The sequence below is a fragment of the Paenarthrobacter sp. YJN-D genome (assembly GCF_015040335.1).
Lineage (GTDB): Bacteria > Actinomycetota > Actinomycetes > Actinomycetales > Micrococcaceae > Arthrobacter > Arthrobacter nicotinovorans.
Window position 1 is genome coordinate 184,352 of the sequence record NZ_CP053549.1, and the last position, 25,310, is coordinate 209,661.

24 protein-coding genes are annotated in these 25,310 nt (G+C 63.8%); 17 read left to right on the forward strand and 7 right to left on the reverse strand.

The features are described 5' to 3' along the window. The first annotated feature begins 2 nt into the window (after nt 1–2). The 7 genes from HMI60_RS00885 to xerD all read left to right on the forward strand — a co-directional run bounded on the left by HMI60_RS00885 (nt 3) and on the right by xerD (nt 7,410). Nucleotides 3–263: a hypothetical protein gene (locus HMI60_RS00885; protein WP_039240682.1), complete on the forward strand. Its 261-nt coding sequence runs from the start codon at nt 3–5 to the stop codon at nt 261–263. Between the two features lie 3 nt (nt 264–266). Then, complete coding sequence (locus HMI60_RS00890) at nt 267–1,079, forward strand: TlyA family RNA methyltransferase (RefSeq protein ID WP_039240683.1); 813 nt, start codon at nt 267–269, stop codon at nt 1,077–1,079. 13 nt (nt 1,080–1,092) lie between these two features. Beyond that, the gene (locus HMI60_RS00895) at nt 1,093–2,124 is read left to right on the forward strand and encodes an NAD kinase (protein ID WP_026267372.1); all 1,032 of its coding nucleotides are present in this window, start codon (nt 1,093–1,095) and stop codon (nt 2,122–2,124) included. A gap of 3 nt (nt 2,125–2,127) precedes the next feature. After that, nucleotides 2,128–3,867 carry a DNA repair protein RecN gene (gene recN / locus HMI60_RS00900; protein WP_193590381.1) on the forward strand — a complete coding sequence of 580 codons (1,740 nt, stop codon included), beginning with the start codon at nt 2,128–2,130 and terminating at the stop codon, nt 3,865–3,867. A 144-nt stretch (nt 3,868–4,011) separates the two neighbouring features. After that, a complete protein-coding gene (locus HMI60_RS00905; RefSeq protein ID WP_193590382.1) occupies nt 4,012–5,757 on the forward strand; it encodes a CTP synthase in 1,746 nt (581 codons plus the stop codon). A gap of 28 nt (nt 5,758–5,785) precedes the next feature. Beyond that, nucleotides 5,786–6,448, forward strand: a complete 663-nt coding sequence (locus HMI60_RS00910; RefSeq protein ID WP_018779240.1) for an NUDIX hydrolase — start codon at nt 5,786–5,788, stop codon at nt 6,446–6,448. A gap of 2 nt (nt 6,449–6,450) precedes the next feature. Then, nucleotides 6,451–7,410: a site-specific tyrosine recombinase XerD gene (gene xerD, locus HMI60_RS00915; RefSeq protein WP_193590383.1), complete on the forward strand. Its 960-nt coding sequence runs from the start codon at nt 6,451–6,453 to the stop codon at nt 7,408–7,410. 48 nt (nt 7,411–7,458) lie between these two features. Here xerD and HMI60_RS00920 read toward each other — a convergent pair whose 3' ends face one another. Then, on the reverse strand, nt 7,459–8,226 hold the full coding sequence (locus tag HMI60_RS00920; RefSeq protein WP_193590384.1) for a hypothetical protein: 768 nt from the start codon (nt 8,224–8,226) through the stop codon (nt 7,459–7,461). Between the two features lie 56 nt (nt 8,227–8,282). Here HMI60_RS00920 and HMI60_RS00925 point away from each other — a divergent pair, with 56 nt between their 5' ends. Further along, nucleotides 8,283–8,780, forward strand: a complete 498-nt coding sequence (locus HMI60_RS00925) for an 8-oxo-dGTP diphosphatase (RefSeq protein ID WP_018779243.1) — start codon at nt 8,283–8,285, stop codon at nt 8,778–8,780. 78 nt (nt 8,781–8,858) lie between these two features. Here the strand turns inward: HMI60_RS00925 and HMI60_RS00930 are convergent, their stop codons facing one another. The 6 genes from HMI60_RS00930 to HMI60_RS00955 form a co-directional block, all read right to left on the reverse strand. Further along, the gene (locus tag HMI60_RS00930) at nt 8,859–9,998 is read right to left on the reverse strand and encodes a bifunctional 2-methylcitrate synthase/citrate synthase (RefSeq protein ID WP_018779244.1); all 1,140 of its coding nucleotides are present in this window, start codon (nt 9,996–9,998) and stop codon (nt 8,859–8,861) included. A 77-nt stretch (nt 9,999–10,075) separates the two neighbouring features. Continuing rightward, nucleotides 10,076–10,981 (reverse strand): methylisocitrate lyase, encoded by a 906-nt coding sequence (gene prpB, locus HMI60_RS00935; protein ID WP_064723236.1) that lies wholly within the window; start codon nt 10,979–10,981, stop codon nt 10,076–10,078. Continuing rightward, complete coding sequence (locus HMI60_RS00940) at nt 10,982–12,502, reverse strand: MmgE/PrpD family protein (protein ID WP_039240691.1); 1,521 nt, start codon at nt 12,500–12,502, stop codon at nt 10,982–10,984. It abuts the gene before it with no gap. Between the two features lie 22 nt (nt 12,503–12,524). Next, nucleotides 12,525–13,166, reverse strand: coding sequence for a GntR family transcriptional regulator (locus HMI60_RS00945; protein ID WP_026267373.1), 642 nt, complete (start codon nt 13,164–13,166; stop codon nt 12,525–12,527). Nucleotides 13,167–13,239: 73 nt separating this feature from the next. Next, nucleotides 13,240–13,953: a response regulator gene (locus HMI60_RS00950; RefSeq protein WP_018779248.1), complete on the reverse strand. Its 714-nt coding sequence runs from the start codon at nt 13,951–13,953 to the stop codon at nt 13,240–13,242. Next, complete coding sequence (locus tag HMI60_RS00955) at nt 13,950–15,596, reverse strand: sensor histidine kinase (RefSeq protein ID WP_039240744.1); 1,647 nt, start codon at nt 15,594–15,596, stop codon at nt 13,950–13,952. Before HMI60_RS00955 ends, HMI60_RS00950 begins: the two co-directional genes overlap by 4 nt. Nucleotides 15,597–15,734: 138 nt before the next feature. On the opposite strand from HMI60_RS00955, the gene HMI60_RS00960 reads away from it, so the two are divergent. The 9 genes from HMI60_RS00960 to der all read left to right on the forward strand — a co-directional run bounded on the left by HMI60_RS00960 (nt 15,735) and on the right by der (nt 25,250). Continuing rightward, complete coding sequence (locus tag HMI60_RS00960; RefSeq protein WP_018779250.1) at nt 15,735–17,081, forward strand: C4-dicarboxylate transporter DctA; 1,347 nt, start codon at nt 15,735–15,737, stop codon at nt 17,079–17,081. Nucleotides 17,082–17,335: 254 nt separating this feature from the next. Continuing rightward, nucleotides 17,336–18,235, forward strand: a complete 900-nt coding sequence (locus tag HMI60_RS00965) for a ParA family protein (protein ID WP_018779251.1) — start codon at nt 17,336–17,338, stop codon at nt 18,233–18,235. 6 nt (nt 18,236–18,241) lie between these two features. Further along, entirely contained in the window at nt 18,242–19,126 is an 885-nt protein-coding gene (locus HMI60_RS00970) for a ScpA family protein (RefSeq protein WP_039240693.1), read from the forward strand. Then, entirely contained in the window at nt 19,119–19,775 is a 657-nt protein-coding gene (locus HMI60_RS00975) for an SMC-Scp complex subunit ScpB (RefSeq protein WP_039240695.1), read from the forward strand. Before HMI60_RS00970 ends, HMI60_RS00975 begins: the two co-directional genes overlap by 8 nt. 152 nt (nt 19,776–19,927) lie before the next feature. Continuing rightward, nucleotides 19,928–21,142 carry a pseudouridine synthase gene (locus HMI60_RS00980; RefSeq protein ID WP_039240696.1) on the forward strand — a complete coding sequence of 405 codons (1,215 nt, stop codon included), beginning with the start codon at nt 19,928–19,930 and terminating at the stop codon, nt 21,140–21,142. A 3-nt stretch (nt 21,143–21,145) separates the two neighbouring features. Continuing rightward, complete coding sequence (locus tag HMI60_RS00985; protein WP_039240699.1) at nt 21,146–22,252, forward strand: prephenate dehydrogenase; 1,107 nt, start codon at nt 21,146–21,148, stop codon at nt 22,250–22,252. Further along, nucleotides 22,252–22,965 (forward strand): (d)CMP kinase, encoded by a 714-nt coding sequence (gene cmk, locus HMI60_RS00990; protein ID WP_079582339.1) that lies wholly within the window; start codon nt 22,252–22,254, stop codon nt 22,963–22,965. The genes HMI60_RS00985 and cmk overlap by 1 nt, the downstream gene beginning before the upstream one ends. After that, nucleotides 22,955–23,689, forward strand: coding sequence for a 1-acyl-sn-glycerol-3-phosphate acyltransferase (locus HMI60_RS00995; RefSeq protein WP_193590385.1), 735 nt, complete (start codon nt 22,955–22,957; stop codon nt 23,687–23,689). Before cmk ends, HMI60_RS00995 begins: the two co-directional genes overlap by 11 nt. 10 nt (nt 23,690–23,699) lie before the next feature. Further along, a complete protein-coding gene (gene der, locus HMI60_RS01000; protein WP_193590386.1) occupies nt 23,700–25,250 on the forward strand; it encodes a ribosome biogenesis GTPase Der in 1,551 nt (516 codons plus the stop codon). Nucleotides 25,251–25,310 lie beyond the last annotated feature (60 nt).

A 25,310-nucleotide genomic window follows, 5' to 3' on the forward strand; every position in this document is an offset into this window, starting at 1 on the left:
CGATGACCGTGCCGAACAGTTCACCCGAGCCCGGGACGCCCGAGCCCGAAACCCGCGACATCCAGTGGCCTGACGACTCCGAGACCACCGGCGACGCACTCGTCGACAGGGCCCTCGGCTTGCTCGAAGGAGTCCGGGAAGCACCCATAGCAGAGCACGGTGAACTGTACGCCGGAATTCACGACTCCCTCTTGGCGGCGTTGGACGCGGAACCTGGACTCCCTGCCGCGCCGAGGCCCATCACCCCGGAAGGCGACAGCTAACGCATGGCACGACTCGATCAGGAACTTGTCACCCGCGGGCTGGCGAGGTCCCGTACCCATGCGGCCAAGCTCATCAGCGATGGCAAGGTCAGCTCCTCCGGCAGCGTCCTCGCCAAGGCAGCCCTGCAGGTCGACGCTGAGACGGAGCTTTCCGTCGAGGCCCATCTCGAAGACATCTACGCCAGCCGTGCCGGTCACAAACTGGCCGGTGCGCTGGAGGCCTTTCCCGCCGTCGCGGTGGCAGGGAAGCGGTGTCTCGACGCCGGTGCCTCCACCGGTGGTTTCACCGACGTGCTGCTCCGGCAAGGTGCAGCGCAGGTTGTGGCGGTCGACGTCGGGCACGGACAACTGGTGCCGCACCTTCGGGACGATCCGCGCGTGGACGTCCATGAGGGCCTCAACGTCCGGTACATGACCCCGGAGCAGATCGGCGGCACGGCCGCGCTGACTGTCGCGGACCTGTCCTTCATCTCGCTGACTCTGGTGGTGGCGCCCCTGGCGTACTGCACTGATCCAGGCGGTGACCTGGTCCTCATGGTCAAGCCCCAGTTCGAGGTCGGCAAGGAGCGGCTGAGCCGGACCGGCGTTGTTTCTTCCGACAATGAACGACGCCGGGCTGTTGCCCAGGTTGCCCGGGCTGCGGTTGATTCGGGGTTGGATCTACGGGGCCTTGCGGCCAGTCCGTTGCCGGGCCAGGACGGAAATGTTGAATACTTCCTGTGGATGACGCGCCGGATGTCGGCTGCGTTGCCTAAGATCGAAGAGCGGGACCAGCACGTAGCTGCCTTGTTGAAGAACCTCTGGCCAAACCACTAGAAAGCAGAACCCGATGAGCAGGCGTGTACTTGTCCTTGCCCACACTGGGCGGGAGGAATCGCTCCGCGCTGCATGGGATGCCTGTACGCAATTGCACTCGTCAGGTTTGGTTCCTGTGCTGCAGAAGTCCGAACTTGCAGATATCGAGCGGTTTTTCGGTGCTTTGGACACCCCGATTGAGATTTTGAACGACCACGTCAGCTTGGAGGACGTGGAACTTGTCATGGTCCTGGGTGGCGATGGCACCATCCTGCGCGCCGCTGAGCTGGTCCGCGAGGTCGACGTCCCTCTGCTTGGGGTGAACCTTGGGCATGTGGGCTTCCTGGCCGAAAGCGAACGGGCTGACCTCGCCCAGACGGTGGAGTGGATCGCGAGCCGCCAGTACACGGTGGAAGAGCGCATGACCATCGATGTCCAGGTGTGGATCAAGGGTCAAAAGATCTGGCACACGTGGGCTTTGAACGAGGCAGCCATCGAGAAAGCCAACCGGGAGCGGATGCTGGAGGTGGTGACGGAAGTGGACGAGCGTCCCCTGACGTCCTTCGGCTGTGATGGCGTGGTGATGGCTACCCCCACCGGGTCCACTGCCTACGCTTTCTCGTCGGGCGGACCCGTGGTGTGGCCGGAAGTTGAAGCGCTCGTGATTGTCCCCATCAGCGCACACGCACTCTTCGCCAAGCCCCTGGTGGTGTCTCCGCGCTCCAAGCTGGCCGTTGAAATCATGAACCGCACGGATGCCCTGGGTGTTCTCTGGTGCGATGGGCGGCGCTCAGTGGATCTGCCGCCCGGTGCCCGGGTGGAGGTAACCCGATCAGCTACTCCGGTGCGGCTTGCCCGGACCCACAAGACGCCGTTCTCGGCCAGGCTCGTGCGTAAGTTCGAGCTTCCGATCCATGGCTGGCGTGGTCCGGCCCCCCGGAGCGGCGAAGTCCACACAGGTCCCATCCCTGTGATCCGGACCTTGTCGCCGGCTCCCTTGCCCAGTCCGCGGGATGTTGACAGTCCCCAGGACGGTGAACCTTCCGACCCCACGAATGCGAAGTGAACCATGCTTGAAGAACTCCGAATCCGTGACCTGGGCGTCATCACTGACGCTGCCCTGCCGCTGGGCCCTGGCCTCAGCGTCGTCACCGGCGAGACCGGTGCCGGCAAGACCATGGTGGTGACCGCCGTCGGGCTCCTTCTAGGTGCCCGATCGGATGCCGGGGCCGTCCGGAGTGGCGCCAAGTCCGCGTCGGCTGAGGCCGTGTTGAAGCTTGATCCCGCGCACAGTGCTGTGCAGCGGGCCAAGGACGCGGGGGGAGACGCCGAGGAGTTCGACGGCGTGGCTGAACTCCTGCTGGCCCGCACGGTGGGCGCGGATGGACGCAGCCGTGCGTACGTTGGCGGGCGCGCGGCACCGGTAGGGGTGCTGGCCGAACTGGGGGAGAGCCTGGTGGTGGTCCACGGCCAATCGGACCAGATCCGGTTGAAGAGCGCGACGGCACAGCGTCACGCTTTGGACCGCTTTGCCGGAGCGCCCCTGGCCAAAATCCTGGGAGAGTACCAGGAGAAGTACAACCACTGGAAAGCGATCCAGTCGGAGCTGGAGACTTTGCGGAGGGAAGCCCGCGAACGCTTGCGCGAGGCCGAATCGCTGGACGCGGCCCTCAAGGAGATCGACGAGGTGGATCCGCAGCCGGGCGAGGACGAGACCCTCAAGGCCGAAGCCGTGAAGCTGGCCAACGTCGAAGAACTAAGGCTTGCTGCAGCAGCGGCCCACGAGTCGCTCATTGCCGAGGAATTCGGTGAGTCGGGAGATGCCACCACCATGGTGGATGCGGCGAAGCGGACGCTGGAGCATGTTGCCGACCACGATGAAGAGCTGCGCTCCGCTGCTGCACGGCTGGCCGAGGTGGGCTTCCTTCTCAACGACATTGCAGCGGAGCTTTCCAGCTACCAGGCAGCGCTTGATACGGAAGGCCCTGAACGCCTTTCCGAAATCGAGGACCGCCGCGCGGCCCTCGCCAAGCTGATCCGCAAGTATGCGCCCAGCATTGACGAGGTACTTGAGTGGGCCGCCGCAGCCCGGACCCGCTTGGACGAGCTTCAGGATGACTCCAGCCGTATCGAATCCCTCGACGCCGAGGTGGCCTCCACTGAGGTGGCGCTCCGCAAGCAGGCGGCGGCTATCAGCAAGGCACGTGCCAAGGCCGCCAAGGACCTGTCCGGACGCGTGAGTGCGGAGCTCAAGGCACTGGCCATGGCCGATGCAACCCTGGTGATCGAAGTGGAAAGCACCGATTCACTGGGCCCTTGGGGAACCGACGAGATCGCTTTCCTCCTGCAGCCGCACTCGGGGGCTCCTGCCCGTCCGCTGGGCAAAGGAGCCTCCGGAGGTGAACTGTCCCGGGTCATGTTGGCGATCGAGGTTGTCCTGGCCGCCGTGGACCCGGTCCCGACCTTCGTCTTCGATGAGGTGGACGCAGGCGTGGGCGGCCGCGCCGCCGTCGAAATCGGCCGTCGGCTCGCCATGCTGGCACGGCACGTCCAAGTGCTGGTGGTCACCCATCTGCCGCAAGTGGCAGCTTTCGCCGACCAGCACATCCGTGTCACCAAGACCTCGGTGCGGGGTTCGGACGGCAAGACGGCCACCGGCTTCACTTCCAGCGACGTTCAGCTCCTCAGCGACGACGAACGCGTCAAGGAGCTGGCGCGCATGCTGGCAGGCCAGGAAGATTCCGAATCCGCGCAAGCCCACGCCCAGGAATTGCTGGATGATGCGAAGCTCCTGCCTCAGAGTGCCTGATGCCGCAGCGGTGCGGTGCGAAACGCGATGCGAGCACCATCACATCAAGAGGCTTTTGGCCGCCCGGCTCTTGATTGGAACGCGGTCCTGGGCAACCATTGACCATTTGGGGAATCCGAACAGGACGCTTGGAAGGCGTAATTGATGATAAGCTCGAATTCCGTGGTGCAGCGATCAAATTCCCGTGTAAATTCCCGGTTCCCGGGCTCGTCCAAGACGACCAAACACATCTTCGTCACCGGTGGTGTGGCGTCCTCGCTCGGTAAGGGTCTGACGGCTTCCAGCCTCGGCCACCTGCTGCGGGCACGCGGTTTGTCTGTAACTATGCAGAAGCTCGATCCCTACTTGAACGTGGATCCGGGCACGATGAACCCCTTCCAGCACGGCGAAGTATTCGTGACGGATGACGGCGCCGAAACCGACCTCGACATCGGACACTACGAGCGCTTCCTCGATGAAAACCTCGAAGGTTCGGCCAACGTCACAACCGGCCAGATCTACTCCACCGTCATCGCCAAGGAACGCCGCGGCGAATACCTGGGAGACACTGTCCAGGTCATTCCGCACATCACGGATGAAATCAAGCGCCGCATGCGCCTTCCTGCCGAAGGCAAGAACGCTCCGGCCGTCATCATCACCGAAATCGGTGGCACCGTGGGCGACATCGAATCCCAGCCGTTCCTGGAATCGGCCCGCCAGGTCCGCCAGGATGTGGGACGCAACAACGTCTTCTTCCTGCACGTTTCCCTGGTGCCGTACATCGGCCCCTCCCAGGAACTGAAGACCAAGCCGACGCAGCACTCCGTGGCGGCCCTCCGTTCGATCGGTATCCAGCCTGAAGCCATCGTGATCCGTTCGGACCGTGAAGTCCCCGAAGCCATGCGCGAGAAGATCGGCCGCATGTGCGACGTCGACATCGACGCTGTGGTTAACGCCGCAGACGCACCCAGCATCTACGACATCCCCAAGACCCTGCACTCCCAGGGCCTGGATTCCTACATCGTCCGCGCGCTGGACCTGCCGTTCAAGGATGTCGACTGGAGCAAGTGGGACAAGCTGCTTGAGGCTGTCCACAACCCCAAGCACGAAGTCGAGATCGCTTTGGTGGGCAAGTACATCGACCTGCCCGACGCGTACCTCTCGGTGACCGAAGCCCTCCGCGCCGGTGGTTTCGCCAACGAGGCAAAGGTCAAGATCCGCTGGGTACCTTCGGATGAGTGCGAGACCCTGGCCGGTGCTACAAAGTCCTTGGCCGGCGTCGACGCCATCTGTGTTCCCGGCGGCTTCGGCATCCGTGGGCTTGAAGGCAAGCTGGGTGCTTTGAAGTTCGCCCGCGAATCCAAGCTTCCGGTCCTGGGCCTGTGCCTCGGCCTGCAGTGCATGGTCATCGAGTACGCCCGTAACGTGGTTGGCCTTGAGGGCGCTTCCTCCAGCGAGTTCGAACCCGATTCCAAGTACCCGGTCATCGCCACCATGGAAGAGCAGCTGGACATTGTCGATGGCAAGGGAGACCTGGGCGGCACCATGCGCCTTGGCCTGTACGAAGCCAAGCTGGACGAGGGCTCGGTCATTGCCGAGACCTACGGCACCACAACGGTCAGCGAACGCCACCGCCACCGCTACGAGGTCAACAACAAGTACCGTGACCAGATCGCCGCGGAAGGACTGGTCTTCTCCGGTACCTCTCCTGACGGCAAGCTGGTGGAGTACGTGGAGCTTCCCCGCGAAGTCCACCCGTACTACGTGGCAACCCAGGCGCACCCGGAGCTCAGCTCCCGCCCGACGCGCCCGCACCCGCTGTTCGCAGGTCTGGTGAAGGCTGCGCTCGAGCGTCGTGAAGGAGCCCCCGTTGCCACCAAGACCGGCGACCGCACGGTAGCAGCCAAGTAAACAGCAAGCACTAACGAAGGACGGCGCGATGCCCGGTATTTCTGAAACCCCTCGCACATCAAGGCAGGTTTCGGACATGCCGAGCCCGCGCCGTCTTTTGTCTACCAGCAAGGTTTACGAAGGACGCATCTGGGACGTGGTCAGTGACTCGTTCCAACTCAGTGAGGGCACGAACACCCTGGTCCGCGACTACATCGACCACCCAGGTGCAGTAGCGGTGCTTCCCATGAACGTCGACGGGGAAATCCTGCTGTTGAAGCAATACCGTCACCCTGTGGGCATGGACCTCTGGGAGATCCCGGCCGGTTTGCTGGACGTGGAGGGTGAGGATTTCGTGGTGGGTGCTGCCAGGGAACTTGCCGAGGAAGCTGACCTTGTGGCGGCGACGTGGAATGTCCTGGTCGATTTCTTCAACTCGCCCGGCTCCTCCAGCGAGGCAGTCCGCATCTACCTGGCGCGCGGGCTGCGGGATGTTCCCGAGGCCGAGCGCCACGTCCGTACGGACGAGGAAGCGGAGATCGAACTCCACTGGGTTCCGCTGGAAGATGCGGTCAAGGCCGTCCTGGAGGGGCGTCTGCACAACCCCTCCGCGGTGCTCGGCATCCTTGCCGCCGCAGCAGCGAAGGCCGACGGATTCACCAGCCTCCGCCCTGCCAACGCGCCGTGGCCGGCACACCCGAGCCAGCGCTGAGCATGACCGAAGCCGCTGCCCGACCCATCAACGGGATTGACCGTGCGGTAACGGATTACCTGCAGCACGTTGGCGTGGAGCGCGGCCTGGCGGCGAACACCTTGGCTGCCTACCGCCGGGACCTGGCCCGATACTCCAATTTCCTTGCAGCGCAGGGGGTGGAGCGCCCAAGCGACATCACACGCCATCATGTGACAGCTTTCGTCCAGGCGTTGTCCGACGGTTCGGATGGAGGCGCCGTTCTGGGCGTCCGTTCAGCGGCACGCACCGTGGTTGCCGTCCGCGGACTTCACAAGTTTTGGGCCTTGGAAGGGACTACGACGGCGGACCCCGCCAGCGATGTCCACCCACCCATGCCGGGCAAACGGCTTCCGAAAGCCATCAGTGTAGGAGAAGTGACGCGGATCCTGGAGGCTGCAGGTTCGGACACGGCCACAGGGCTCAGGGACCGGGCGCTTCTTGAGTTCCTATACTCCACCGGAGCCCGCATCAGCGAGGCCGTCGGGCTGGACGTGGACGATGTCTCGTTGGAAAACCCTGGAGCCGGTCCGGCGATCGTACGGTTGTTCGGCAAAGGTTCCAAGGAACGGTTGGTGCCGCTGGGATCATACGGTGCCCGCGCCGTCGGAGCTTATGTCGTCCGGGGTCGGCCCTTGCTTGCCTCCAAGGGCAAAGGCACCCCGGCGCTGTTCCTCAATGCCCGGGGAGGCCGGATCAGCCGGCAAAGCGCATGGACCATTCTGAAAACGGCGGCCGAGAGGGCGAACATCACCAAGGATGTCTCGCCGCACACGCTGAGGCACTCGTTCGCCACGCACCTGTTGGAGGGTGGCGCTGATGTAAGGGTGGTGCAGGAGCTGCTGGGCCACGCCTCCGTGACCACCACACAGGTGTACACCCTGGTCACCGCCGACACCCTGCGCGAGATTTACGCAGCGGCCCACCCCAGGGCGCTCGGCTAGCCATCCTCGGCTGGAAACCGTTACTGGAACCACTCCGCCGGAAGCAGGCTACTCCAGAACGTTCAGCGTCAATTCGACGGCGTCCACGAACAGCGCCAACAAAGAAGTTCCCAGTCCGGCCACCAGCAGCAAACCCGGATGGGCGAGTCCCACCACCACGCGCTTCAGCCGTGGACGTCCCCGGAGGAACTTCTTGGGAACCCTGGTCTTGACCGGCACCTGCCGCCAACCGCGCAGCCGCCGCAGGAACCAGGCACACCGCACGATGAAGGCCATCCAGAGCACGGAGAGCACCAGGGGAACGGCCGCCAGCATGAGGTTGAAGCCAAGGGCAGTGACTTCCTTCTCCGAGTCGCCGATTACTGACTGGACTGTGGTGGAGATGGACGCGCTCATCACCACTGACGCAGCCCACACCATGAAGGCCGCCACCAATGCCAGGAACCGGACAAAGAAGTGTCCGAGCACGGTCGCGTCGACCGCGCGGAGATGGCTCCGTGGGGTGGCGTGCAGCACCACCAGCGTGGAGATCAGCGTCGGCAAGGCAGCAACCAGGACCAGCAGATACCAGGTCCAGCCGGCCAGGTCCAGCACTTCGTCCAGGACAATGAGCCCGGCCCAGAGAAGGGTCCATGCCCACCCGGCGTACAGCGGATGAGCCACAAGCCAGCGCGGGAGCCAGGCGTCCCGTTCGGCTTTGGCTTCGGCGTCTTTGACTGTTGTCCAGTCCCGGGTGCTTTCCGCTGTGGACGGCATCCCGCCAACCTCATCGACGGCGGCCGCTTTGGCGCCCGCTTCACCCCCACCTTCGCTCATGGGCTCACTGTAGCAATGGCGGCAACGGCTGGGGAGATCAGGTTAAGGTAGGCAGCATGACTGCAGCCCATGTGACTTTGTGCTTCCTCCTCCGCGACGGTGCGGACGGCGGACACGTACTTCTCGGCACCAAGAAGACCGGCTTTGGCCGGGGAAAAGTAGTGGGCGTAGGCGGACACGTCGAAGTGGGGGAGACTGCATCCGAGGCCGCCTGCCGTGAGGTTATGGAAGAAATCAACGTGGTGGTCCATGCGCATGACCTGATTCCCGCGGGAACCGTAGACTTCGTTTTTCCGGCCAGGCCCGAATGGAACATGGCCACCACGGTCTTCCTCACCCGTGCCTGGGAAGGCGAGCCCTCCGAGAGCGAGGAGATCGCTCCGGCCTGGTTCCCCGTTGGCCGGCTTCCGGTGGAGCGGATGTGGGCAGATGCCGAGCATTGGTTGCCCGCCATGATTTCCGGTCAGCGCATCGCCGTGCGCGTCGACCTGGCGGCAGACAACGAGAATGTCGCTGAGGTCCACACTGTGGAGTGGGCGGAACCTGAGGCCTAAAGAGTACGACGTCGGGCCGGTCGCCTTTCGGTGACCGGCCCGACGTCGTACTTACCGCTTTTTGGCGCCCAAAAAGCCTTACGGAACGTGGCGCTCTTCGGGTCCGTTGTATTCGCTCAGCGGGCGGATCAGGGAGTTCGAAGCCACCTGCTCCATGATGTGCGCGGTCCAACCGGTGATGCGGCTGGCGACGAACAACGGTGTGAAGGTTTGGGTGTCGAAGCCCATGAGGTGGTACGTGGGTCCGGCAGGGTAGTCAAGGTTGGGCTTGATGGCCTTGGCCTCGTCCATGGCCTGCTCCAAGCCGTTGTAAAGACCGAGGAGCTCGGGTCGTCCGTAGTGGGCGATCATCTTGTCCAGGGCGGCCTTCATGGTGGGAACGCGGGAGTCGCCGTGCTTGTAGACGCGGTGCCCGAAGCCCATGACCTTCTTCTTCTGCGCCAGCGCGTCTTCCATCCACGTCTTCGCCCGGGAGGCGGCTTCTTCGAGGGACTCCTCGCTGCGGATGCCGATTTCGTCGAACGTGTGCATCACGGCCTCATTGGCGCCGCCGTGCAGCGGGCCCTTGAGTGCTCCGATGGCTGCGGTGACAGCCGAGTGCAGGTCCGAGAGCGTGGAGGTGACTACGCGGGCGGTAAACGTCGAAGCGTTGAAGGAGTGCTCTGCGTAGAGAATCATCGAGACGTTGAAAGCCTCCACTACCTCGGGCACTTGTTCTTCGCCGAAGGTCATCCACAGGAAGTTGGCGGAGTAGTCCAGGTCCTCGCGGGGTTCCACGGGTTCCTGGCCGTGGCGGCGGCGCTGGTCGTAAGCGACGACGGCGGGCATGGCAGCCCACAAGTCGATGGCCTTCTTCATGTTGGCTTCGGGTGATGAATCCTCGGCCAGCTCGTGCCGGGCGCCGAGTACGGACGCGGCGGTGCGGCACACATCCATGGGGTGTGCTGTGGTGGGCAGGGCATCGATAACCTGCTTCACTACCGGGTCGAGCGCGCGGCCTGCGCGCTCGCGGGCGGTGAATTCGGCCAACTGTGCCTCGTTGGGCAGTTCTCCGTTCCACAACAGATAGGCGACCTCTTCGAAGCTGCATTTGGCGGCCAGTTCCTGGACCGGGTATCCGCGGTACAAGAGCGAGTTGGTGTCCGGGTTGACCTTCGAGACGGCGGTGTAGTCCACCACGACGCCGGCAAGGCCCTTTTTGATGTCAACAGCTGCCATGCTGCTCTCCTTCGTTCATTGTGCAGGTGCACCGGGTCGATCCGGAACGCCTGCGTTCCCCTTGATGAATCCGGAACCTAGCGGACGCCAGGAACCTGGAAGTTGAAAACGCCGGTATCGAATTGGTTGTATGCCTCGTAGTCGACGAGTTCGTAGAGGCGCGCACGCGTGAGCATGTTTTCCACTTGCGCTTCTTGGGTCCCCGCAGCCTTAATCGATTCCAGAGTACGCTCTGCAGCGCCCATGGCAATGCGGAGGAGCGTGACGGGGTAAATGACCATGTTGACGCCCACCCCTTGGAGCTGGTCGACGGTGAAGAGCTCGCTTTTGCCGAACTCGGTCATGTTGGCCAGGATCGGAACGTCCACGGCGTCGCGGATGGCTTGGAATTCGTCCAGGGTGGCCATGGCTTCAGGGAATATTGCGTCGGCGCCGGCGTCTACGAGGGCTTTGGCGCGGTCCTGTGCTGCCTGGATTCCTTCAACGGCGCGGATGTCGGTGCGGGCCATGATGAGGAAGTTCGGGTCCCGGCGGGCGTCTGCTGCGGCGCGGATGCGTTTGGTGGCGGTGTCGATGTCGACGACGTTCTTGCCGTCCAGGTGTCCGCAGCGTTTCGGGTTGAACTGGTCCTCAATGTGGCAACCGGCCAGGCCTGCGTTTTCGAGTTCCTGGATGGTGCGTGCCACGTTCATCGGTTCGCCGAAGCCGGTGTCGGCATCCACCAGCGACGGCAAATCGGTCATGCGGGCGATTTGCCCTGCCCGGGTGGCTACCTCGGTGAGGGTGGTGAGGCCGATGTCCGGCAGGCCGAGGTCATTGGCGAGGACGGCGCCGGAGATGTAGACGCCGGCGAAGCCTTTTTCCTCGATGAGCCGGGCCGAGAGCGGGTTGAAGGCGCCCGGGAACTGCTGCACGGTCCCGGAGGCCAGCAGTTCCCGGAGTTTCAGCCGCTTCTGTTCGGGGGTGACTTTGGAGTACAGCATTTAGAACAGTCCCTTGGGTGCGTTGTTGAGGTTGATCACGCCGGGGGCTGCGGTGATGTTCAGCTGGTCCAGTTCGCCTTCGCCCAGTTCGGTGACGCGTTCGACGGCGGCGAGGAACCTTTCGATTTCGGCTTCCTCCACGAGCCCGGCAGCAAGCGTGCGGAACTTGTTGATGTATTGCTCGCGGGCGAACGGCCGGGCACCGAGCGGGTGGGCGTCGGCTACGGCGATCTCGTCCGTGACAACCGACCCATCCGTGAGTGTAATGACAACAGTGCCGCCGAAGGCTTTTTCCGCGATGTCCAAGGAGTGGTAGCGGCGGGTCCATTCCGGGTCCTCCACAGTGGTGACCTTGTGCCAGAGTTCCACAGTGTCCGGGCGGGCGGCGCGCTCGGGGGCGTAGGAGTCCACGTGGTGCCACGCGCCGTCCTGCAGGGCGACGGTGAAGATGTACGGGATGGAGTGGTCCAGGGTTTCGCGGGATGCCGTGGGGGAGTACTTCTGGGGGTCGTTCGCGCCGGAGCCGATCACGTAGTGCGTGTGGTGGCTGGTCTTGATCAGCACCGATTCCACGTTGGCGGGGTCGGTGGTTTCGGGGTGCTCGCGGTGCAGTTTGCGGGCGAGGTCGATCCAGGCCTGGGCCTGGTACTCGGCGGAATGTTCCTTGGTGTAGGTGTCCAGGATGGCGCGCTTGGCTTCACCGGGCAGCGGCAGCGGGACCTCGTAGGAGGCGTCCGGTCCGTCGAGCATCCAGGCGATCACGCCGTCTTCGCCTTCGTAGATCGGCACAGGGGAGGTCTGGCCGCGCATGGAGCGGTCCACGGCTTCGATCGCCATCTTTCCTGCGAACGCCGGGGCATGGGCTTTCCAGGTGGAGATTTCGCCCTTGCGGGACTGGCGCGTGGCGGTGGTGGTGTGCAGAGCCTGGCCCACGGACTGGAAGATCGTCTCGACATCCAGCCCCAGCAAGGTGCCGATGCCTGCGGCGGCCGATGGGCCGAGGTGAGCGACGTGGTCGATCTTGTGCTTGTGCAGGCAGATGGCCTTGACCAGGTTCACCTGGATCTCGTAGCCGGTGGCGATGGCACGGACCAAGTCAGCGCCGTTGGAGCCAACGTGCTGGGCAACGGCCAGGATCGGCGGGATGTTGTCGCCCGGGTGGCTGTAGTCGGCGGCCAGGAACGTGTCGTGGTAATCGAGTTCGCGCACGGCTACGCCGTTGGCCCAGGCAGCCCACTCCGGAGAGACCTGCTCTGTGATGCCGAAGACGTGGGCACCCTTGCCGTTGGCGGAGGGGCCGTGGGTCAGGGCCTGTGCACGGGCTGCGACGATCGGTGCCCGGTTCAGCGAGGCGATGGCAACGGAAGCGTTGTCGATGATGCGGTTAATCACCATGTCGGTGACCTCCGGGGTGACCTCGACGGGGTCGGCGGCGACCACGGCGATCTTGTGCGCCAGCTGCTCCTCCCGGGGAAGGTTCTCCTCGGACTTGTAAACACGGACGTGGTTGGACTTGACCATGGTGCTCCTTCTGGTGGGACGTTCAGCCGGCTGAATGAGCGGCTTTGAGGTGGGTGAGACTGCGGTGCAGGTGGACCATCGTGGCGGCTTCGGCCAGGCGCGGGTTGGCGACGGCGATTGCTTCGGCGATGGCGGCATGTTCGGCGGCCGCTGCTTGGAGCCTGGCGGTGTCGTCGGCGGCCAGGCGGCGGACGCGGGCAAGGTGGACGCGGAGGCTTCGCATGGCGTTGGCCATGTACACATTGGAGATCGCGGCGTCGATGGCTTCGTCCAAACGGCTCACCAGGGCGTAGTACTCGTGCCTGGCGGGATCGTCGTCGCCCAGCAGCGTGGGAGCCAGCAGCAGTTCTGCGTGCAGTTCCGCGAACACTCCGGGTTCGCCGCGTTGCGCGGCGAGGGAAGCGGCCCTTACCTCCAGGGTTTCGCGCAGTTCGAACAGTTCGTCGATGCTGTCCAGCGAGATATCGGTGACGACGACGCCGCGGCCGCCCGCCGCCGTCGTCAGACCTTCCGCGGTGAGTCGCCCCAGCGCTTCCCTGACGGGAGTGCGCGAGACTCCAAGGCGTTCGGACTGCTCGACCTCAGCGAGGACGGTGCCGGGGCGGAGGCGCCACTCGAGAATGTCTTCCCGGAGGGCCCTGTAAGCCCGATCACTGGCGCGCATGACCTCAGTGTATACATTGAGGACGAGCTACGCCAGCATTAGGGCTATAGAGCGATGCTTTGTATACATTCATTCAATTGCGGTTCCAGCCATACTCGTTCTCCGGTCGGCCAGGAGTACCGTACCGCGGTGCCCGGGTGACCGTTCCGGCGTCGGCCAAGTACTCCAGATACCTGCGGGCGGTCACCCTGGACATGCCCAGCGCGTCCATGACTTCACTCGCGGAAATGGGATCCTCGCGCCCCCGCACCAGTTCCTTGACCGCTTCGAGCGTGGACCCGGACAGACCCTTGGGCAGCGGCAGTTCCGTCGGGGCACGGAGGCTCGCGAACGCCTGGTCAACGTCGCTCTGTGACGCGCCGGCTTTGGAAATCCCGGACAGTGAACCCGCCAACTGTTCGCGGAATGTCCGATAACTGCGCAGCTTGTCCGCGAAGGTGGCGTACGTGAACGGTTTAATGAGGTACTGCACGACGCCGATGGATACGGCACTGCGGACAATGTTCAGTTCACGGACGGCCGTGATGGCGATGATGTCGGCGAAGACACCTGCTGAGCGCATGCGGCGGGCGACGTCCAGCCCATGCAGGTCCGGGAGGTTCATGTCCAGCAGGACCAGATCCACGGGGGAGCCTGATGCTGCGAACTCACCAAGGATGCGGAGGGCCGATTGTCCGTCTGGCGCTGTTCCCACCAGGGTGAATCCGTCCAGGCGGCCGATGTAGACGGAGTGGGCATCCGAAGCGATCGGCTCGTCCTCTACAACCAGGACGCGGATGTCTGTCATGCCTTCTCTTCCTCGGGAACCGGCGAAGGCAGCACAACATGGAACTGTGCACCGCCGGGATTGCTGATGGTCATCGTACCGTTCAGCCGCTGGACGGCCTGCCGCACCAGGGCAAGACCCACGCCCCGGCCGTGCGCTCCACGGGAGTTTCCCTCCGACGACTTGGTGCTGAATCCGTACTGCAGGACGTCGTCGATCGATTCAGGGTCGATGCCGGCGCCCGAATCGCGCACGGTGAATTCGACAGCGGCAGGACCGGCGTCCACGTCCATTTCCACTTGGCGGGGGAAATCCCCGGCTGCCGCGGCATCGATCGCATTGTCCAGCAGGTTACCCAGGATGGTGACGAGGTCCTGGATTTCCAGCCCCCGGACACCTCCACTCCCTGATGTCCGGACAATCAGTTCCACGCCGCGCTCATGAGCTTCGGCGGCCTTGCCCATCACCAGAGCGCTCATGACGGGTTCATCCACCGAGGCCACCATGTCATCGGTGAGTTGCTGGCTGAGTTCCAGGTCCTTGGTGGCGAAGTCCAGGGCCTGCGGTGTCCGGCCCAGTTCCAGCAAGGAGACGATCATGTGGAGGCGGTTGGCGTGTTCGTGGGTCTGGGCGCGCAGAGCATCGGATAGGGTTTTCATGGTCTGCAGCTCCGTGCCCAGGGATTCGATTTCCGTGCGGTCCCTGATGGTGGCCACGGTCCCATACACCGCCGGTTTCTGGCGGCTGCGCGCGGGAACCGGTCCGACCGCCGGAGCCTGGTTGATCACCAGGATGCGGGAGCCGGTGAGGTGGATTTCGTCATGGGCGGCCCTGCCGGATTCGAACAGTGCCCGCAGGCTGCCGTCGATCGGCAGCTCCGCCAGCTTTGGCGCCGCCGTTGGTGACCTGTCGGCGTCGGAAGGCTCCAAACCCAGGAGTTCGGCTGCCTGGTCGTTGTACATCACGGCCTTGCCGTGGGTGTCGATGAGAATCAGGCCCTCGCGTACTGAGTGCAGGACCGATTCGTAGTAGGCGAAGAGCTGTGCCAGCTGTTCCGGCCCCCAACCGCGGGTGACCGAGCGGAGGTAGCGGCCCAGCAGCCAGGCAGCAAAAGACCCGAACGCCAGCACCACCAAGGCAATGCTGCCAATGACGCCCAACCGCTCCGCAACGTCGGTGTCCACCGTGCGGACCGTGACCCCTGCGGCAACCAAAGCCTTGATGGATCCGTCCGGTGCCCTGACCGGTGCAATGGTACGGACCGAAGGCCCCAGCGTTCCCGCAGTGACTTCAGTGAAAGTCTCTCCGCGCAGGGCAGGCTCGATCGTCCCGATGTAAGGCTTGCCTAGCTCCTCGGCCCGGGGGTGGGTCCACCGCGTCCGGTCCGGAGCCATGATCGTAATGAAGTCCGCATCGGCATCGTGCATGACCTTCAGGGCATACGGCTGGAGCGTCTCTGATGGGTTGGCAGTGGCGGCCGCCTCCAGCACCAGGGGATTGTTGGCAATCGACGTGGACAGGGCAAGCATCCGCCCGCCGGCGTTGTCATAGGCCCGGTCCCTGGCTTCCAGCACCGAAAAGGTCCCGAAGACCGCCGTCATCACCAGGACGAACAGCAAGTTCGCAACAAACAACCGCCGGGCAATGCTCCAGCTGTGAAACACATGGACCTCCATGACCAATATGACCGCAACGGTGATGTATGTCACCAGCGGCTCAATGATGGATATCACACAAGGGCAGCGGATTGGACATCAGTGCAGGACCGCAGCGCCTTACACAGTATCCAGAAGGAGAATCCCATGACCTCTCAACGAGGAGAGTCGGCAGTAGCTGCCAAAAGTGGACGCAAGGGGCTCGACAAGTCGCACTACCTGTACATCGCGGTCATCCTGGCCGTAGTGCTTGGCGCTGTCGTCGGCCTGATGTTCCCTGAGGTCGGAAAGTCACTCAAACCGCTGGGTGATGGCTTCATCAAACTCATCAAGATGATGATCGCCCCCGTGATCTTCTGCACCATTGTCCTTGGCATCGGCTCCATCGCCAAGGCCGCAACCGTCGGCAAGGTCGGCGGGCTCGCTTTGGGGTACTTCGTGGCGATGTCGACGTTCGCGCTCGCCATCGGCCTGGTGGTCGGCAACCTCATCCACCCGGGTGAGGGACTCAAGCTGACGCCGTACGATCCCAACAAAAAGGCGGCAACGGACAGCACCGTTGACTTCCTCCTCGGCATCATTCCGGGCGACATCCCCGTCCTGCCCACCCTGCTTGCTGCAATCCTGGTCGGCTTCGCGCTGCAGAAGATGGGCAAGCAAGGCCAGCCCATCCTCAATGCCATCGGCCACGGTCAGCGACTCGTGTTCCGCATCCTCATCATGATCATGTGGCTGGCCCCGGTAGGTGCATTCGGTGCGATTGCCGCCGTCGTCGGTGCGACGGGTGCCCAGGCCATCCTGAGCATGTTCACCCTGATGCTGGCCTTCTACATCACCTGCGCCCTGTTCATTGTGGTGATCCTCGGTACGTTGCTCCGCGCCGTGGCCGGTGTGAACATCTTCCGCCTCATGAAGTACCTGGCCCGCGAATACCTGTTGATCTTCTCCACGTCGTCCTCCGAAGCGGCTCTTCCCCGCCTCATCGCCAAGATGGAACACCTGGGTGTTTCCAAGCCGGTCGTTGGCGTCACCGTTCCCACGGGCTACTCCTTCAACCTGGACGGCACGGCCATCTACTTGACCATGGCCTCCCTCTTCGTGGCCAACGCCATGGGTACGCCGCTTGACCTCGGTGCGCAGATCTCGCTGCTGGTCTTCATGATCATTGCCTCCAAGGGAGCCGCAGGCGTAACGGGTGCCGGACTGGCGACCCTGGCGGCCGGTCTCCAGGCGCACAAGCCCGAACTCCTGGGCGGGGTAGGCATGATCGTTGGCATCGACCGCTTCATGTCGGAGGCCCGCGCTCTGACCAACTTCACCGGCAACGCTGTGGCCACCGTCCTCATCGGTACCTGGGTCAAGGAAATCGACAACGGCCAGGTCGAGCGGGTCCTCTCCGGAAGCGAGCCCTTCGACGAGCAGACGATGATGGCCCATGGCGAAGAAGACGTGGTTGTCGCAGAAGCCGAAACCCGCGGCAAGGCTGTCGTCTAACAGCCAAGTCCCGGAACAGAACAGCAACGCCGAAGGCCGGCACCATCCAGGTGCCGGCCTTCGGCGTTTTCCAATCCCCGGGCAGGCTCCCGGATCCCAACCTTCGACCTCAACTAGAGGGTCAAGGCTCAAACAACGGACAAAGTCAAGTTCCCCGGATTACCGTGTCGGGACATGTAGCCTAAGGGGGTAGTAGCGCTGCAGCCGGGGGTACAGCGGCAGGGAAGATCGTCGTCGAAAGAGTGGTTAGATACGTGAGCATCGAACGGGGAACAGCTACGCTGGAAGGCACCGAGCTCGATCTGGAAGACGCCGTCATGGGGCCTACGGGCCGCCCTTACCGCGAATTCCCGGAACCCGCACCCCTTGCCTCCCACGGGCCGGCGCGAGTCATCGCCATGGTCAATCAGAAGGGTGGGGTCGGTAAAACGACGTCCACCATCAACCTTGCAGCAGCGCTCGCAGAGTACGGCCGGCGGGTCCTGTTGGTGGACTTTGACCCCCAGGGCGCTTTGTCGGCGGGCCTGGGCGCCAATCCGCATGAACTCGACCTCACTGTCTACAACGTCCTGATGGACCGTAAGGTCAATATCCGTGACGCCATCCAGCAGACCGGGGTGGAGGGCGTGGATCTCCTTCCTGCCAACATCGACCTCTCTGCTGCTGAAGTGCAGCTCGTCAATGAGGTAGCCCGGGAACAGGTCCTTGACCGCGCCCTCAAGAACGTCGAAGACGACTACGACGTCGTGCTCATTGACTGCCAGCCCTCTTTGGGTCTTCTGACCGTCAACGCGCTCACGGCAGCCCACGGCGTCATCATCCCTTTGATCTGCGAATTCTTCGCCCTGCGCGCCGTGGCCCTGCTTGTCGAGACCATCGAGAAAGTCCAGGACCGCCTCAACCCGCGCCTGCAGGTGGACGGCGTCCTGGCCACGATGTACGACGCCCGGACCCTGCACAGCCGTGAAGTCATCTCCCGCCTGGTGGAAGCCTTCGGAGACAAAGTCTTCGAGACCGTCATCAAACGCTCCATCAAATTCGCCGACGCCACGGTGGCGGCGGAGCCCATCACGAGCTACGCCGGCAACCACATCGGTGCCGACGCCTACCGCCGCCTTGCCAAGGAACTGATTTCGCGCGGCGGCGCGCCGTAACCGACGGTGGCACCGTCACTCGCCCCGGCATCGGAAGCGATCGCCGAACGGGAAGCACCCGACGCCGATACCTCCGCAGCTCCCAAAGCGGGCTTTGAGGTCCGGCTGGCCAACTTCACCGGCCCCTTCGACCTCCTGCTGGGACTGATTTCCAAGCACAAGCTGGACATCACCGAAGTGGCCTTGGCTACCGTCACCGATGAGTTCATCAAGTACATCCGCCGCCTCCAGGAACTGGGGGAGGACTGGGCGTTGGACGAAGCCAGCGAATTCCTGGTGATCGCAGCAACCCTGCTTGACCTCAAAGCCGCCCGCCTCCTGCCCGCAGGAGAGGTGGAGGATGCCGAGGACATTGCGTTGCTGGAGGCAAGGGACCTCTTGTTCGCCCGTCTGCTGCAGTACAAGGCCTTCAAGCAAATCGCCGGAATCATGGGTGAAACGCTGGAGCAGGAAGCCATGCGATACCCGCGCCAAGTGGCTCTTGAGGCTCACTTCGCCGCGCTGCTGCCGGAACTCGTGTGGCGGCACACCCCTGAACAATTCGGTGAACTGGCGGCCAAAGCGCTCAAGCCCAAGGACTCGACTCCGGAAGAGGTGGGGTTGGGCCACCTGCACGCCCCGCCGGTGAGCGTCAAGGAGCAGGCGGCGATCATCGGCCATCGCCTGAAGCTGGGTGCCCCGCTGTCCTTCCAGACGCTGATTGCCGATGCCGAAACCACCTTGGTGGTGGTGGCCCGGTTCCTGGCGTTGCTGGAGATGTTCCGGGATCGCGTGATCGCATTCGAACAGCCGGAGCCGCTGGCAGAGCTGACGGTGCGGTGGACCGGCGACGACGCCGAATGGGACAGCTCAAGGCTGAGTGAAGAATACGAGGCAGGCATCAATGAGTGAACAAGAAGTGGTCCAGGATGGGCTTGCGGAACTGGAGGCTTTGCCCGGCGGAGCCCGCGCTGCGCTGGAGGCCGTGCTCATGGTCATCGACCAGCCGGCAACCTCCGAAGAGCTGGCCGCCGGACTCAACGTAACGGTCGCCGTCGTCGAGGATTTGCTGGAGGACCTGCGGCGGGAGTATAGCGGCTATACTGTTAAAGCCCCGGACGTGGATGCTGTCGGCTTTGCCGTTGCCAGCACTGCACCCCGGGGTTTTGAATTGCGGAACGTCGCTGGAGGGTGGCGGATCTATTCACGGTCGGATTTCGCCGACATCGTGGGAAGGTTCGTCCTCGAGGGGCAGACCACCAGGCTTACTCAGGCAGCACTCGAAACCCTGGCGGTTATTGCTTACAGGCAACCGGTCTCCAGGGCCCGGGTGTCCGCCATTCGCGGCGTTAACGTCGATTCCGTGGTCAGGACCCTTACACAGAGGGGCTTGATCGAGGACTCCGGAACGGATCCCGAATCCGGGGCTGTCCTGTATCGGACAACCTCGTACTTCCTGGAACGGATGGGCATTGGATCGGTGGCCGAATTGCCACAGCTCTCGCCGCACCTTCCGGGTTTGGAAGGGATCGACGAATACTACGACGCAAGCCGGATGTAGCCACGGGCTCCAATAGGCTGTGCGACACAACTTCATACTGAATTTCGGCACCTTATATAGGTGCACAGCGACAAGGGGCAGACGATGTCTGCCCGGCTGGCTAGTGTTGATTGCAGCACACAATGCCGGCCATTACTACACAAGGACGGGTCATGACACAGGCGGGACGCCAGAGTTCACCACGTAACGGTTCGGGGCGCAACAGCTCCGGACGCAATGAGGCCAAGGGAGGCGGCACTGGCCGCTCCAACGCCGGCGGCTTCTCCGGCCGCGGCGGAAGCGCCGGCGCTGGAAAGCGCAACTTCACCCAGGGCGAGGGTCGCCCCTTCAAGGCTTCGAAGCCGCGCGAAGCGGCACCCTTCGATCCCGACAACCCCACAACGGCCGGCGACTACGACCGCGGCCAGGCTGCAAGGCCTGCCAAGCCGTTCCGCAAGCCCGGCTCCAACAAGCCCGGCTTCGGCAAGGCACCCGGCACGCCCGGCGCTTTGAAGCCCAAGGCCAAGCCGGCCCGGCAATACGGTTCCAAGGCCTTCGGCAGCGAACGGTTCGGCCAGAACCTTGGCCCCGTGCGCAAGCCGGGCCGCAACCGCGGGCCCCGCCAAGAGGTCCCGCAGTCGGACCTTCACGATGCCGACGGCGTACGCCTGCAGAAGGTCATGGCCCAGGCCGGAGTTGCTTCCCGTCGCGTCTGTGAGGAAATGATCCTCGAAGGCCGCGTTGAAGTAGACGGTGTGGTCACCACCGAGCTCGGAATGCGCGTGGACCCTGCAACGGCAGTCATCCACGTGGACGGTATCCGTATCCAGCTGGACGAGACCCTCGTCTACATGGTGTTCAACAAGCCCAAGGGCGTTGTCTCCACCATGGAAGACCCCGAGGGCCGACCGTGCATCAGCGACTTCCTCAAGAACAGCAAGAACAAGGGCGAACGCCTGTTCCACGTAGGACGCCTCGACGTCGCCACCGAAGGACTGCTTCTGCTGACGAACGACGGCGAGCTCGCCAACCGTCTGACCCACCCTTCCTACGAGGTACCCAAGACGTACCTGGTCCAGGTGCGTGGCCCCTTCCCGCAAGGAGTCGGCGCCAAGCTGAAGAGCGGCGTTGAGCTTGAAGACGGCGTAGCAGCAGTGGACTCCTTCCGGCTGGTGGACTCCACTCCGGGCCACGTCCTGATCGAGGTTGTCCTCCACTCCGGTAAGAACCGCATTGTGCGCCGCATGTTCGACGCCGTCGGCTTCCCGGTAGAACGGCTTGTCCGCGTCAAGGTTGGTCCCATCGGCCTGGGTGACCAGCGCCAGGGCAGCATCCGAAACCTCGGCAGGCAGGAAGTCGGACACCTCCTGGCATCTGTGGGGCTCTAGGGCATGTCGGCATTCGGTACGCACGGCCGGGGCCATCTTGATGGCCCGGTCGTCGTTCTCGGTACAGGCCTGCTGGGCGCCAGCATCGGCCTCGGGCTGCGCGGACGCGGGGTCCCGGTCTTTCTTTTCGATCCTTCGCCCACCAACCAGGCGGTTGCGGTGGACATCGGTGCAGGCCGTCCTTTGTCTGAGCTGGATGAAGTACCCCAACTGGTAGTCGTTGCTGCCCCGCCGGACGTGACGGCCGACGTCGTGCAAAAAGCGCTGGGGGACTACCCGTCCGCCGTCGTCGTCGACATCGCGAGCGTCAAGGCAACCATCCTGGCGCAGCTGCGCGAACGCGGAGTTGATCTCTCCCGGTACGTGGGGACACACCCCATGGCCGGGCGCGAGAAGTCCGGTCCCGTTGCAGCAAGGGGGGAACTCTTCACGTCCATGCCGTGGGTCGTTTGCCCTTCCGAGGAGACCTCGGCAGCGGCCGTCCAGGTAGCGCGTTCGCTCGCCGGAGATCTTGGGGCGATTGTCTCCCAGTTCACTGCGGACGAGCACGATGAAGCCGTTGCCTTGGTGTCGCATCTGCCGCAGATCATGTCGTCCCTGCTGGCCAGCCGCTTGCAGGGTACGCCACTGCATGCCCTCTCCCTGGCCGGGAACGGGCTCCGGGACACCACCCGGATTGCCGCCAGTGATCCAACCCTCTGGGTGCAGATCCTGGGAGGTAACGCAGACAAGGTGGTGTCCATCCTGCACGGTGTGCGGGAGGACCTGAACCGGCTGATCGGCACGTTGGAAGCACCGTCCGCGCCGGGCGCCAGGCTCGACCTCGCCCAACTGATCAGCGAAGGCAACGCCGGCCAGGCAAGGATTCCAGGCAAACACGGCGGACCACCGCAGGCCTACTCGTGGCTCACCATCCTGGTGGACGACAAGCCAGGCCAGATCGCACGTCTCCTGACCGAGATCGGTGAAATCGGCGTGAACCTTGAAGACCTTCGGCTCGACCATTCGTCCGGGCAGAACGTGGGCATGGTGGAGCTCTCCGTGCTTCCCAGCAAGCATGACCTCCTTGTTGAAGCTTTGACCGACCGTGGATGGCGGGTACTCCAGTAATGACACGTGAATTCTTTGGCCCCGAGACGGTCGCCCGCCCCGGCAAGCCCTTGGTGATTGCGATCGACGGCCCTTCGGGTTCCGGAAAATCGAGCGTCAGCAAGGAAGTGGCCCGCCGCTTGAAGCTGGCTTACCTGGATACGGGTGCGATGTACCGTGCCTTGACCTGGTACTGCCTCAAAACCGGAGTGGACCTGCAGGACGGCGCCGCCGTGGAACATGCCTCCAAAATCATGCCCTTGGAAGTCAGCACCAGTACTGCCAAGGATTATGTGGCCGTTGACGGCACCGACATCACCGATGAGATCCGGGAACCCCTGATTTCGTCCTCCGTCAGTGCCGTGGCGACAACCCTCGGCGCACGCACCGAACTGATCCGCCGGCAGCGAGAGCTGATCGACCAGCACCACCACCGCATGGTGGTGGAAGGGCGGGACATAACCACTGTCGTCGTCCCCAATGCCGAGGTCCGCATGCTCCTGACCGCCAGTGAGGAAGCCAGGCTCCGGCGTCGTGGAATCCAGTTGGGTGGCACGCAGAGCAAAGAGCAGCTCGCGGCCCAGGTGATCCAGCGCGATGCCAAGGACTCCACGGTGGTGAACTTCACCCAGGCTGCCGACGGCGTTGTGACGCTCGATTCTTCCGACCTCAACTTCGAGGAAACCGTCGACACCGCCCTGGCAATCGTCAGCAAGGTCATCTATGGCGACTAGCAATCAACTCCCGGCAGCGTGGACGCGCCTCTGGAGCCGGCCTGTGGGTTGGTTCCTGGACCACGTCCTCTACCGGACCGAGGTATCGGGCAAGACCAACGTGCCCGCTGCCGGCCCGGTGATTTTCGCCGCCAACCACATCAGCTTTCTGGACGGACCGGTGATGTTCGGCGCTTCGCCGCGTCACATGCACATCCTGGTCAAGAAAGAGATGTTCAAAGGATTCCTGGGCAAGGTCCTCAGGGGCTCCGGGCAAATTCCAGTGGACCGGACCGGCGACCGCACGGCGCTGCACATCGGCAAGCAACTGCTCGACGACGGCCGCTGCGTCGGGATTCTTCCTGAAGGAACCCGGGGGAGCGGCGCCGCCGAAAACATCAGCAACGGGGTTGCATGGCTCGCCATCAATTCCGGAGCAACAGTAATTCCGGTCGCCATCCTCGGAACCCGCCAGGGTGACGAGCACCGCGACCATATCCCCAAACCACGCCGCAAGCTCCATGTGAGCTTCGGCGAACCCATCACGGTGAAGCGCCGGAAGGGCGAACCGGGGCGTGTTTCAATGGACAGGGCAGCTGCGGAGATCCGTGAAGCCCTTGCCGGACACGTCCAGGATGCCATCCGGGCCACGGGCCAGGGCCTGCCTACGGAGCCTGCGCCCGGGGTAGCCCTTCTGCAGCACCGCCCATCAGAAGTAGCCGGGACGCCGGCAGACCACCACTAAGGAAAGTGCAATGAGCGATACGACTCAAAAATCCGGCCTCCACGGAGCCGGCGACGACGAATACACGCCCACCGGCACCGACCAGGTGGCTGAAAACCTGGCTGCCCTGGACGACGACGAGGCCGAGCTGCGCGCAGCCACCCTCCGGGCAGGCCTGGACGATTACGAACTCGATGAAGAAGATGCTGCGCTGCTCAGTGGCGAGTACGGCGATGAAGGAGACGAAGGTCCCCTCAAGCTGGACCCCGTCCTGGCCATCATCGGCCGTCCGAACGTCGGCAAGTCCACGTTGGTCAACCGCATCCTGGGCCGCCGCGAAGCAGTTGTCGAAGATACCCCCGGCGTTACCCGCGACCGCGTCATGTACTCGGCCCGCTGGAACGGCCGCAACTTCACCCTGGTGGACACCGGTGGCTGGGAGCATGACGCCAAGGGCATCCATGCCCGCGTAGCCGAGCAGGCCGAGATGGCAGTGGAGCTCGCTGACGCCGTTCTCTTCGTGGTGGACTCCGCCGTTGGCGCGACAGCCACGGATGAGGGCGTCATGAAGATGCTCCGCAAGAGCAAGAAGCCGGTCATCATGGTGGCCAACAAGGTGGACGACTTTGCGCAGGAAGCCGATTCCGCAGCACTGTGGGGACTGGGCTTCGGTCAGCCGTACCCCGTCTCCGCGCTGCACGGACGCGGTGTTGCCGACCTCCTTGACCACGTCATGGACACCCTTCCCGAGTACTCCCTGGTCGAAGGAGTGGAGCGCTCCGGCGGCCCGCGACGTATCGCCCTGATCGGACGCCCGAACGTTGGCAAGTCCTCGCTGCTGAACAAGCTCGCAGGTTCCGAGCGCGTAGTGGTGGATCCGCTGGCCGGCACCACGCGCGATCCCGTTGACGAGTTCATCGAGCTGGGTGACCGCACCTGGCGATTCGTGGACACCGCCGGTATCCGTCGCCGCCAGCACATGGCCCAGGGCGCCGACTTCTACGCATCCCTGCGTACGCAGGCCGCCCTCGAAAAGGCGGAGGTCGCCGTCGTGCTTCTAGCCGTGGACGAGGTCCTCAGCGAGCAGGACGTCCGCATCCTTCAGCTGGCCATCGAGTCCGGCCGCGCCCTGGTGCTTGCGTTCAACAAGTGGGACCTGTTGGATGACGAGCGCCGCCGCTACCTTGAGCGTGAGATCGAGCAGGACCTGGCCCACGTTGAATGGGCTCCCCGCGTCAACATCTCAGCCAAGACCGGCTGGCACAAGGACCGATTGGTTCCTGCCTTGGACATCGCCCTGGAGAGCTGGGACCGCCGTATCCCCACCGGACGCCTCAACGCGTTCCTGGGTGAACTCGTCGCAGCCCACCCGCACCCGGTCCGTGGTGGAAAGCAGCCCCGCATTCTCTTCGGTACCCAGGCTTCCAACCGTCCGCCGAAGTTCGTGCTCTTCACCACCGGCTTCCTGGACCCGGGATACCGTCGCTTCATCACCCGCCGCCTGCGCGAAACGTTCGGCTTCGAGGGCACGCCCATCGAGGTCAACATGCGCGTACGCGAAAAGCGCGGCAAGAAGCGCTAAGTGAGACGCGCATCACAGCCCACTTTGGCTGTGATGGCGTCTCCGACCTCCAACTTCGTG